At 73.4% G+C, this 10,931-nt stretch carries 11 protein-coding genes; 7 read left to right on the top strand and 4 right to left on the bottom strand.

All coding sequences use genetic code 11. The features are described from left to right. Positions 1-111: 111 nt before the first annotated feature. The gene (locus tag ACFFJG_RS09720) at positions 112-1,269 is read right to left on the bottom strand and encodes a hypothetical protein (RefSeq protein WP_378518439.1); all 1,158 of its coding nucleotides are present in this window, start codon (positions 1,267-1,269) and stop codon (positions 112-114) included. A gap of 50 nt (positions 1,270-1,319) precedes the next feature. Then, positions 1,320-2,645: an MATE family efflux transporter gene (locus ACFFJG_RS09715; protein WP_378518438.1), complete on the bottom strand. Its 1,326-nt coding sequence runs from the start codon at positions 2,643-2,645 to the stop codon at positions 1,320-1,322. Between the two features lie 543 nt (positions 2,646-3,188). Here ACFFJG_RS09715 and dnaB point away from each other — a divergent pair. Then, on the top strand, positions 3,189-4,586 hold the full coding sequence (gene dnaB, locus ACFFJG_RS09710; RefSeq protein WP_378519473.1) for a replicative DNA helicase: 1,398 nt from the start codon (positions 3,189-3,191) through the stop codon (positions 4,584-4,586). A 76-nt stretch (positions 4,587-4,662) separates the two neighbouring features. On the opposite strand, the gene ACFFJG_RS09705 is transcribed toward dnaB, so the two are convergent. After that, entirely contained in the window at positions 4,663-5,535 is an 873-nt protein-coding gene (locus tag ACFFJG_RS09705) for an HDOD domain-containing protein (RefSeq protein WP_378518437.1), read from the bottom strand. A 62-nt stretch (positions 5,536-5,597) separates the two neighbouring features. Then, the gene (locus tag ACFFJG_RS09700; RefSeq protein WP_378518435.1) at positions 5,598-6,146 is read right to left on the bottom strand and encodes a GNAT family N-acetyltransferase; all 549 of its coding nucleotides are present in this window, start codon (positions 6,144-6,146) and stop codon (positions 5,598-5,600) included. Between the two features lie 64 nt (positions 6,147-6,210). Between ACFFJG_RS09700 and fgd the strand changes: the two genes are divergently transcribed. The 6 genes from fgd (at position 6,211) to ACFFJG_RS09670 (ending at position 10,871) form a co-directional block, all read left to right on the top strand. After that, positions 6,211-7,263 (top strand): glucose-6-phosphate dehydrogenase (coenzyme-F420), encoded by a 1,053-nt coding sequence (fgd, locus tag ACFFJG_RS09695; RefSeq protein ID WP_378518434.1) that lies wholly within the window; start codon positions 6,211-6,213, stop codon positions 7,261-7,263. Positions 7,264-7,369: 106 nt separating this feature from the next. After that, positions 7,370-7,690 carry a hypothetical protein gene (locus tag ACFFJG_RS09690; RefSeq protein ID WP_378518432.1) on the top strand — a complete coding sequence of 107 codons (321 nt, stop codon included), beginning with the start codon at positions 7,370-7,372 and terminating at the stop codon, positions 7,688-7,690. A gap of 105 nt (positions 7,691-7,795) precedes the next feature. After that, positions 7,796-8,257, top strand: a complete 462-nt coding sequence (locus tag ACFFJG_RS09685; RefSeq protein WP_378518431.1) for a BLUF domain-containing protein — start codon at positions 7,796-7,798, stop codon at positions 8,255-8,257. A gap of 253 nt (positions 8,258-8,510) precedes the next feature. Continuing rightward, positions 8,511-9,089, top strand: coding sequence for a TMEM165/GDT1 family protein (locus ACFFJG_RS09680; protein WP_378518430.1), 579 nt, complete (start codon positions 8,511-8,513; stop codon positions 9,087-9,089). 86 nt (positions 9,090-9,175) lie between these two features. Further along, positions 9,176-9,571 (top strand): hypothetical protein, encoded by a 396-nt coding sequence (locus tag ACFFJG_RS09675; protein ID WP_378518429.1) that lies wholly within the window; start codon positions 9,176-9,178, stop codon positions 9,569-9,571. A gap of 16 nt (positions 9,572-9,587) precedes the next feature. Further along, on the top strand, positions 9,588-10,871 hold the full coding sequence (locus tag ACFFJG_RS09670; RefSeq protein WP_378518428.1) for a sensor histidine kinase: 1,284 nt from the start codon (positions 9,588-9,590) through the stop codon (positions 10,869-10,871). The last annotated feature ends 60 nt before the right edge of the window (positions 10,872-10,931 follow it).

The following is a 10,931-nucleotide window of genomic DNA, read 5'->3' as shown; positions in this document are numbered from 1 at the left end:
GGCGCCCCGGGGTAGTCCGCTGCAGTCGGCGGGTCGGACCGGGTCCGGATCCGGCCGAGCGCAGCGGACTACCGGGCTGGTTGGGACGTACGACGACGGGCTGGGGCGGCGTCAGCGCCGCTGGGCGCCGGTCGGGAACCGGTTCGGGCGCGCGACGACCCCGTCGACGAGCACGCGGCCGCCGAGCGCCTCGATGACGATCCGTCCCGTGCGGACGCCGGAGTACCGGTCGATGACGACGTACTGGCGCAGCGCGGCGCGCGGACCGGACAGGTCGACGACGTGCCAGTCGCGGCGCCCCACCCGCAGGCGCACCTTGCCCATCCGCGGGCCCGACGGTGCCACCAGCCGCAGCTCGCCGACCGTGGTGCGGGGCAGCACGAGGCGGGAGCCCGGGCGGGCGGCACGTAGGGCGTCGCCGTCCAGGTAGTCGCGGCCGGACACGGCCCGCCAGCCGCGGCTGCGCGTCAGGTCGAGCGGCACGAAGAACTCCACCGGCGCCGACCAGGCGCTGGCGTTGCCGGCCCGGTCGATCGCCCGGGCGCTGACGACGTGCCGCCCGGCGGGCGTCGCGGGCATGTCCCAGCGTCCACCGGTGCAGGTCACGGGCCGGCCGTCGTCGGTGCACTCGAATCTCGCCCCGGGCTCGTTGCTGTTCAGCCGCAGCGGGAGCGTCGGCGTGGTGACCACGGGCTGCGTCGGGGTGTCCTCGTCGTAGGCGCTGCGCGTGACGAAGACGAACGGGGCCTTGGTGTCCTGCCCCCAGCTGAGCCCGGCCGGGGTGGGGTCCTCGTCGGGCGTGTCCTCGACCGTGCCGACCCCGAGCAGCGTGTCGGGGTCGATGGCCCGGTCGGCGGTGTCGACGGCGCGCACGCTGAAGCCGTACGCGCCGGGGCCCGAGTCGGCGAGGCCGGACAGGGTGACGGGGCTCGTGCACGGCTGCCACGCGGGCGACGGGGCGGCGGGCGTCGCGGTGGCGCACTCGAAGCCGAACGGGCCGGCGTCCCCGTCGGTGACGGTGGCCGAGAAGGTGAAGGTCATGGTCGAGGTCGTGACGAACCCGGCGGCGTTGGGGGCGCTCGAGGAGCTGAGCACGGTCTCCGGGGGCGTGGAGTCGTCGCAGCCGTCGGTGAGGATGTTCGGCGGCGTCTCGTCGGTGCACCCCGGCGTCGCACCGGCCGGCGCGGCACCCCCGACGGTGAGGAGCGACGCGGCGACCAGGGTGATCGCGGCGAGGCCTGCGGACCGGCGCACGGGACGGGTCTTCACGGTGTGGTGCCTCCCTCCGGCGCGCGCCCTCGCGCGCACCCTCCGTCGGCTCAACGCGCGAGGCGCGCTCCGGTTACGAGCCACGCCTCGCCCCTCGCCCGCCACGACAGCAGCAGGCCGCGGGCGCCCATGAACACCACGGTCATCGCCACCCAGACCATCACCAGGCCGTGCGGGAGGGTCGCGGCGACGAGCGCGGCGGGGGCGTAGGCCGCGAGCACCACGAGGCCGGCCCAGGCCAGGAAGGTGCCGTCGCCCGCCCCGATCAGCACGCCGTCGAGGACGAACACCAGACCTGCGAGCGGTTGCCCGACCGCGGCGACGAGGAGCACGGGGACCAGCGCCTCGCGGACGGCGGCGTCGGAGGTGAAGAGTGCGCCGACGAAGGGTGCACAGGCCGCCAGCGCCAGCCCGGCCACCACCCCGCTGCCCCAGCCCCACCGCACCATCCGCCGGGTCAGCCGGCGGGTGCGGTCGACGTCGCCCTCGCCGAGCGCCCGGCCCGTGAGCGCCTGCGCGGCGATGGCGATGGCGTCGAGGGCGAAGGCGAGGAAGGACCAGAGTGTGATCGCGATCTGGTGGGCGGCCACGTTGACGTCGGTGGCGGCACCGCCGGCCCGGGTGACGGCGTAGGTCCCGACGAGCAGGCAGGCGCGCACGGCGAGCGTGCGGACGACCAGCGCGATCGCCGCGTGGGCCGCGGCCAGGATCCCGGCGCGGTCGGGCGAGAGCGGCGCGTCGTGCGCGCGGGCGGCCCGCACCACCACGGCGACCAGCCAGGCCGCGGAGAGCAGCTGGGCGAGGACGGAGCCGATCGCGGAGCCGGCGATCCCGAGGTCGAGGCCGTAGACCAGGACGAGGTTGAGCACGACGTTGAGCCCGTTGCCGACGACGGCGACCAGGAGCGGCGTACGGGTGTCCTGGAGCCCGCGCAGCACGCCGGTGGTGGCGAGCATGACGAGCAGCGGCGTCGTGCCGAGGAACGCGATCGTGAGGTAGGTCGTGGCGTGGTCGGCGACCTCGCTCCCGGTGCCGAACGCGCCGACGAGGGTGGGGGCGAGCACGACCCCGAGGACGGTGGCGATCGCGCCGATGAGCACGGCGAGCCAGATGCCGTCGACCCCCTGGGCGAGCGCGGCGCGCAGGTCGCCGGCACCCAGGTGTCGCGCGACGCTGGCGGTCGTGCCGTAGGCCAGGAAGACGCACAGCCCCACGACGGTCTGGAGCACCACGGCGGCGACCCCGAGGCCGGCGAGCTCGGGGGTGCCGAGGTGGCCGACGATCGCGGCGTCGGAGAGCAGGAACAGCGGCTCGGCGACGAGCGCCAGGAAGGCCGGCACCGCCAGGCGGAGGATCTCGCGGTCGACGGCCTGCACCCGCCCACCCTAGGAAACCGGGCGCCGGCGCGGCTCGGCGCCCGCATAGCGAAGCCCGGGGCGCGGGCGGAATAGCCCGTTCTGACTACCTGTGAATGGCGGTGTGGATGAATGACAGCGGGGCCCTGCGTCCCGGCGGCCCGGACGCACGGACAGACGACTCCCAGATGTCGGACAGGTGAACGCGTCGCGGGGTCAGGAGTTTTTCCTCAACAGTCGTAGAACGGCATCTCCGCAGGTCAGCGGCCTGCGTCCGGCCGCTCTCCCGGATTCGTCCACAGGTCTGTCCACGGTGTGTGCGCCGGCTCAGGCGTGTCGTCCACGGGTGCACCCAGGTTGTCCACAAGGCCTGTGGACAACTGGCCGTCGTCGGCTTCCCTCGACCGCCTCCGAGCACGTACGGTCTCGCGCGGACCAGGTCCCGGGTGGCCCGCACGGACGTGTGGACGCAGACACGCGGGAGACGGTGCGGCGGCGGTGTCGGAGGTCGGCCCTACCGTCGTGCCAGCGCAGGAAGCGCAGCGAGGAGGAGCAGCGGTGAGCATCGCGTTCGAGGGCGACACCGACGAGGCGTGGGGCGACGGTCCGGCGGCCTACGAGCCGGGGGAGTCCCCGCGCTCGCCGGGTGATCGCACGCCGCCGCAGGACAACGCCGCCGAGCAGAGCGTGCTCGGCTCCATGCTGCTGTCGAAGGACGCCATCGCCGACGTCGTCGACGTGATCAAGGCCGTCGACTACTACCGCCCGGCCCACGAGGTGATCCACGACGCGATCATCGACCTCTACGGCCGTGGCGAGCCGGCCGACCCGATCACCGTGGCCGCGGAGCTGCAGAAGCGCGGCGAGCTGCAGCGCATCGGCGGCGCCCCCTACCTCCACACCCTCTCGGCCAACGTGCCGATCGCGGCCAACGCCGGCTACTACGCCGAGATCGTGCGCGACAAGGCGATCCTGCGCCGGCTGGTCGAGGCCGGCACCCGCATCGCGCAGCTCGGCTACGCCGGCGAGGGCCAGATCGACGACGTCGTCGACTCCGCCCAGGCCGAGGTCTACAAGGTCACCGACCGCCGCGCGGCGGTCGACTACGCGCCGCTGAGCGACATCATGAGCGGCGTCCTCGACGAGATCGAGGCCATCGGCAACCGCGAGGCCGGCCTCTACGGCGTCCCGACCGGGTTCGCCGACCTCGACGACCTCACCAACGGCCTGCACTCGGGCCAGATGATCATCGTCGCGGCCCGTCCCGCGATGGGGAAGTCGACGCTCGCGCTCGACTTCTGCCGGGCAGCGTCGATCCACAACAACCTCACGAGCGTCTTCTTCAGCCTCGAGATGACGCGCTCGGAGATCATGATGCGCCTGCTCTCCGCGGAAGCGAAGGTGCCGCTCAACCACATCCGCAACGGCACGATGCGCGACGACGACTGGGAGAAGCTGGCCCGCAAGATGGGCCAGGTCTCCGGGGCGCCGATGTTCATCGACGACAGCCCCAACATGACGATGATGGAGATCCGCGCCAAGGCCCGCCGGCTCAAGCAGCGCCACGACCTCAAGCTCATCGTCATCGACTACATGCAGCTCATGAGCTCGGGCAAGAAGGTCGAGTCGCGCCAGCTCGAGGTCTCGGAGTTCTCGCGCAACATCAAGCTCCTCGCCAAGGAGCTCGAGTGCCCGATCATCGCGCTCTCCCAGCTCAACCGTGGTCCTGAGCAGCGCGGCGACAAGCGCCCGATGATGAGCGACCTGCGTGAGTCCGGCTCGCTGGAGCAGGACGCCGACATGGTGATCCTGCTGCACCGCGACGACGTCTACGAGAAGGAGTCGACCCGTCCCGGCGAGGCCGACCTGCTCGTGGTCAAGCACCGCAACGGCCCGACCCGCGACCTCACGGTCGCCTTCCAGGGCCACTACTCGCGCTTCGTCGACATGGCGGCCGGCTGAGGGACGCCGGGTGGGGCCAGCCCCGGCCCGCCAGCTGGTCCGCCAACAGGTCAGGCAGCCGGGTCAGGCAGCCGGGTCAGGCGTACTGGTCGGACACCTCGTCGAAGCGCTCGCACGCGGCCGCCACGATGGCGTGGTAGTCGGCGGCGTCGAGCTGGAGGATGTCCAGGAGCGGCGTGATGTCGCGGCGGCGGGCGGCCCGCACCTCGATCTCGTCGGCGTCCGGGTCGCGGGTGGTGACCTCGAACGACATCGCGCAGGCGAGGCCGACCGCGGCGCTCACCGGGGAGAGGTCGGGGTGCGACTCGTGGTGGTCGCGGATGCCGTCGACGATCGTGAGCGGCAGCCCCCACGACTCGGCGACCAGCGCACCGATCTCGGCGTGGTTGATGCCGAAGACGACCTGCTCGGTCTCGAGCAGGTCGGTGCCGTCGGTGGCGGCGGCGAGGGCCAGCGTCTCGAGGATCTGCTTGCCGAAGTGCTTGGCGAGCACGAGCTTGCCGAAGTCGTGGAGCAGCGCCGCGGTCCCGACCTCCGGGGGCACCGGGACGCGGGCGCGCGAGCGGATCCCCTCGGCCGCGATGGACGCGGCGACCGAGCGCGCCCACAGCGCACCGGGGCCGAGCCCGTAGGCCGGCAGCGCGTGCAGCATCCGCTTGCCGACGCCCGAGGCCAGGCTCAGGGACAGCAGCATGCTGGGCCCGATCCGCACGACGGCGTCCTGCACCGACGAGATCGTGGAGCGGTGACCCAGGGCGGCGGCGTTGGCACGCCGCAACAGGTCAGCGGTCAGCGACACGTCGAGCGACACCGTCTCGGTGATGTCGCGGATGTCGAAGTCCGGGTCGGCCACGAGCGTGGCCAAGCGAGCGATGGTGTGCGGGAGGGGCTCGACGGACTCGGCAGCAGCCAGCAGGTCCGCCGGGTCGAAGAGCGGAAGAGCGGTCACCTCGAACACATCGGTCCGCCGGTGCCCGACCTGAGGAGTTCGCGCCCCGGGATCGGGCCAGGTCAGTCGTCGGAGCCGACCTGCGGCTCGGCGAGGTCGAGGACCAGGGTGAGGTTGGCGCCGCGCCCCTCGACGCTCGTGCGCGAGGACTCCTCGAAGCCGAGCTTGTCCAGCACCCGGAGCGAGGGCCGGTTCCACGCCCAGACGTCCGCCCACAGCCGGACGGTGCCGGCAGCGCGGGCGTGCTCGACGACCGCCCGGGCCGCCTCGGTGGCGTACCCCCGGCCCTGGACCTCGGCGAGCAGCTCGAAGGCGAGCTCCGGCTCGTCGACCGACCGGCCCTCGACGGCGAAGAGCCCGCAGTAGCCGATCGCCCGGCCGCTGCTGCGCTCCTCGACGGTGAGCACGACCGGGCCGTCGTACGACGCCTCCGCCCGGATCTGCCCGGCCAGCTCCTCGACCGTGGGCAGGCCGTCGGCGTCGAGGCGCCGTCGCGCGGGCACCCGCGGGTCGCGCTCGCCCCACAGCTGACGCAGGAGCGTCGCGTCCTCAGGCCGGCGGCCTCGCAGCACCAGCCGCCCGGTCTCCAGCCGGTCCGCCCACCGCGTCATGGGATGAGTCTCGCAGCGGCGCCGCCCCGCGACGGCGCAGTCACCCGACCGGCACCATGGGGGCATGACCGCGACCCCCGGCGCAACCCGCCTCTCCGTCGGCTACAAGGCCTCCGCCGAGCAGTTCGGCCCCCGCGACCTCGTCGAGCTCGGGGTGCGCGCCGAGGAGGTCGGCCTCGACAGCGTGTGGGTCAGCGACCACCTCCAGCCGTGGCGCCACGACGGCGGGCACGCCCCCAGCGCGCTCGCGGCGCTCACCGCCATCGGCGAGCGCACCGAGCGGGTCGTGCTCGGCACCAGCGTCCTCACGCCGACCTTCCGCTACAACCCCGCGGTCCTCGCCCAGCAGTTCGCCACTCTCGCGCTGCTCAACCCAGGCCGCGTGGTGCTCGGCATCGGCAGCGGCGAGGCGCTCAACGAGATCGCCGTCGGGCTGCGCGAGTGGCCGGAGTTCAAGGAGCGCTGGGCGCGGATGCGCGAGGCGGTGCGGCTGATGCGCGAGCTGTGGACCGACGAGCGGGTCACCTTCGACGGCGACTTCTACCGCACCGTCGACGCCACGATCTACGACCGTCCCGAGGGCGGCGTGCCGATCTGGGTGGCCGCCGGCGGACCGCAGATGGCGAAGTACGCCGGACGCGTCGGCGACGGCTTCATCTGCACCAGCGGCAAGGGCATGGACCTCTACACCGACAAGCTCCTGCCCGCGGTCGAGGACGGCCTCGCGGCGGCCGGCCGCGCGCCGGGTGACATCGCCCGGATGATCGAGATCAAGCTGTCCTACGCCCCGACGGAGGCCGAGGCCATGGAGAACTGCCGGTTCTGGGCGCCGCTCTCGCTCAGCGCGGAGGACAAGCACCGCCTCGACGACCCGGTCGAGATGGCCGCTGCCGCCGACCGGCTGCCGATCGAGCAGGTGGCGTCCCGCTGGATCCTGGCCACCACGCCGGAGCAGGTGGTGGAGGCGGTCCGCCCCTACGTCCGGGCGGGCTTCGACCACCTCGTCGTCCACGCGCCGGGTCACGACCAGGAGCAGCTCCTCTCCTCCTTCGGCGCCGACGTGCTGCCGCGCCTGCGCGAGCTCGAGGACGAGCTGCCGCAGCCGGCAGAGGGCTGAGCCTGCCCCAGCCACCGGTCCACCGGCCCACCGGTCCGCCGGGGTGAGGCGACGTGCCGGCCGGCCGACCTAGCGTGGGCCGCCACCGACGAGCCAGGAGGACGACATGGGCCACCGACCCCCCAAGGGCGTGCAGGAGGCCGCGCAGCGCGCGGTGCGCTGGATCGAGGACGGGAAGGCGGGCAAGGGCTTCACCGACACCGGACGCCGTCGGGCCTCGCAGCTCGCCGGCGGGTCGGAGGTCAGCGACGACGTCGTGCGCAAGATGCAGGCGTACTTCGCCCGGCACTCGGTGGACAAGGACGCGAAGGGCTTCAGCCACGGCAGCGAGGGCTTCCCCTCGCCGGGCCGGGTGGCGTGGGACGCGTGGGGTGGCGACCCCGGCGAGCGGTGGGTGGGCGGCATCGACCTCGACAAGGACGACTGAGACCCGCCCGGCGGTCGGTGAGACGCACCTCACCGGTGACCGACCGCAGTCCACCCCCACGGGCGGTGGCCCCGGTCGCGGCGGTGTGCCTATCGTGGCGAGGCCATGAGTGCGATGAGCGTCGAGACCGAGCCCCACGTCGAGGGAGCCGTGCTCACCCTGACCTACACGAGCGCCGCCACCGACCTCTTCACGGTCGACGAGCTCGTCGAGCTGATCGAGCAGATCCGCCCCAAGAACGAGAGCCTCGGGGTCACCGGCCTGCTGCTCTACAGCGGCGGCAACGTCATCCAGACCCTCGAGGGCGCCGAGCGCGACGTGATGGCCGTCTTCGACGCCATCTGTGCCGACGACCGCCACGACCGCATCGAGGTGCTCGACCGTCGCACCGTCGCGGCCCGCGCCTTCGCCACCTGGTCGATGGGGTTCCGCAACGTCAGCGCCCGCGAGGTGGCCGACACCGTCGGCTACACCGCCTTCGTCAAGCACTCCCTCGGGCGCGACCTCAGCACCCACGCCGAGTCGGCGTTCGAGCTGCTGGAGCGCTTCCGCCGCACCGCGGTGTGACGCGGTCGCCCGCCCTCCGGATTGGCACCGGGGCGCGCGCGCGGCCTACCGTGGGCGGTGAAAGGGAGTAGTCCCCAACAGCTGCGTCGACACGCTGACCCCTCGGGTCCGGTGCAGCCGGCCACCGTCACGGTGGCGGACGAGACTTTCGACCAGCAACACGACCCTGTAGACGGACGTGCCTGGTCGAAGGCGCGTCCGGACCTCTCGCGGGTCCCGGGTCCCCTCCGGCCGGCCCGGAGAGGAACACCCCATGGAAGCGCTGCTCCTGAGCACCGCCGTCATCTTCGTCGCCGAGCTCGGCGACAAGTCCCAGCTCATGGCGATGACGTTCGCCGCCCGCTACCGGGCCCGCGACGTGCTCATCGGCATCACCGTCGCCACCGCGGTCGTGCACCTCGCCTCGGTCGCCATCGGCGCCGCGATCGGCTCGGCCTTCGGCGACTACCAGGCCGCGGTCAACGTGGTCGCCGGCCTCGCCTTCCTCGGCTTCGCCGCGTGGACCCTGCGCGGCGACGAGCTCACCGACGACGAGGCCGACAAGGCGCGCAGCAGCCAGGGCGCGGCCGTCCTCGCCGTCGCCCTGGCGTTCTTCCTCGCCGAGCTCGGCGACAAGACGATGCTCGCGACCATCACCCTCGCCACCCACGAGGGCTGGTTCGGCACCTGGGTCGGCTCGACCGTCGGCATGGTGGCGGCCGACGCGCTCGCCATCGGCGTCGGTGCGGTCCTCGGTCGCCGGCTGCCCGAGAAGGCGATCCGCTACGGCGCCACGGCGGCGTTCGTCGTCTTCGGCCTCGTGCTGCTGGTGCAGGGCATCACCGCCTGGTGACCGTGCGGGCTGGGGGTACTAGCACCATCGGACACCTCGTGCGGGCGGCGCCGTTGGGTCAGGCTGGCCCCGACCGAGGAGGACCCATGCCCGCCACCCCCCGCACGCCCGTGCCCGCCCTCCTGGGGTGCGCGCTCCTGCTGCCGCTGGCCCTCGCGGCCCCGGCGGCGGCGTCGGGGGACGACGACCGGGTCGACCTCCGGGGGTCGTGCTCCGGGCGAGCGGAGTGGAGGCTCCGGGTGCGGTCGGACGACGGACGGCTCGAGGTGGAGGCCGAGGTGGACACCGACCGCGCCGGGCAGCGCTGGGCGTGGAAGCTGCGCCACAACGGCTCGGTGTCCGCGCGGGGGCACTCCCGCACGGCGGGCTCGAGCGGGTCGTTCGAGGTCGAGCGGACGATCGTCGACCTCGCCGGCGCCGACGAGGTCCGGTTCCGTGCGACCTACGGCGGACAGGTCTGCCGCGCTGTGGTCCACTACTGACCACACAGGAGGACCGATGCGCTGGTTGACCCACCCGGTGGTGCAGTTCCTCGCCGCCGGAGTCGTCGTGCTGGTGCTGGTCGGGATCGCCACCAGCTGGCTGAGCCGCGACGCCGCCGACGAGGAGGCGATCGACGACGCCCGCACGCTGACCCAGGTGCTGGCCCGCTCGGTCGCCCAGCCGGCCGTCCCGCGCGGCCTCGTCGACGGCGACCCCGCCGCGATCGACCGCCTGGACCGGCAGGTGCTCGACCGGCTGCTGGTCGGCGACGTGCGGCGGATCAAGATGTGGCGCGCCGACGGCACCATCGTCTACAGCGACCGCACCGAGCTGATCGGCTCGCGCTACCCGCTCGACGACGAGGAGCTCGAGGCGCTCCGCGAGGGCCACACCGACGCCGAGCTGTCCGACCTCTCCAAGCCCGAGAACCGGTTCGACCGCGAGCTCGGGCCCGACCTGCTCGAGGTCTACACCCAGATCTGGTCGCCCGAGGGCGAGCCGCTGCTGTTCGAGGCCTACTTCACCGCCGGCCAGATCGGTCGTCAGCGCGAGGCCGTCCTGGCACGCTTCCTGCCGATCACCCTCGGGTCGTTGCTGGTCCTGCTGGTGCTCACCACCCCGCTGGTGCTGCTGCTCACCCGCCGCGTCGCGCGCGGCGCCCGGGTCCGCGAGGAGCTGCTCCAGGCGGCGGTGCGCTCCTCCGACGCCGAGCGGCTCCGGATCGCGCGCGACCTCCACGACGGCGTCGTGCAGGACCTCGCCGGGTCGTCGTACGCGCTCTCGACCCTCACGACGTCGCCCACCCTCGAGCCGCAGGTGCGCGAGGACCTCGACGAGGTCAGCCGGGCGCTGCGCACCAGCATGCGCTCGCTGCGCTCCCTGCTCGTGGAGATCTACCCGCCCGACCTCCACACCGGTGGCCTCGCTGCCGCCCTCCACGACCTCACCGCCCCGCTCACCGCCGCCGGGGTCGCGGTCGACGTCGACGTCTCCGGCGACGAGGAGGCCGGCGACGCGACGGTCGCGCTGACCTGGCGGGTGGCGCAGGAGGCGGTGCGCAACGTCGTCCACCACGCCGCGGCCACGCGGGTCTCGGTGACCGTGCGCCGCGAGGGCGAGACCCTGGTGCTGGAGGTCGTCGACGACGGTCGCGGGTTCGACCCGGGCGCAGCCGGACCGGAGGGGCACTTCGGGCTGCGCAACCTGACCGGGCTGGTCCGCGAGTCGGGCGGCACACTGGAGGTCGAGTCGGTCCCGGGCGGCGGGACGACGCTGCGCATGGAGGTGCCGGTCGGATGATCCGGGTGCTGGTGGCCGACGACCACCACGTCGTACGACGCGGGCTCACCGGCCTGATCG

The sequence above is a fragment of the Nocardioides zeicaulis genome (genome assembly GCF_042432345.1).
GTDB classification, from domain to species: Bacteria; Actinomycetota; Actinomycetes; order Propionibacteriales; family Nocardioidaceae; genus Nocardioides; species Nocardioides zeicaulis.
The sequence above is the reverse complement of the archived record's forward strand: the minus strand, read 5'-3'. Positions and strand labels throughout refer to the sequence as shown.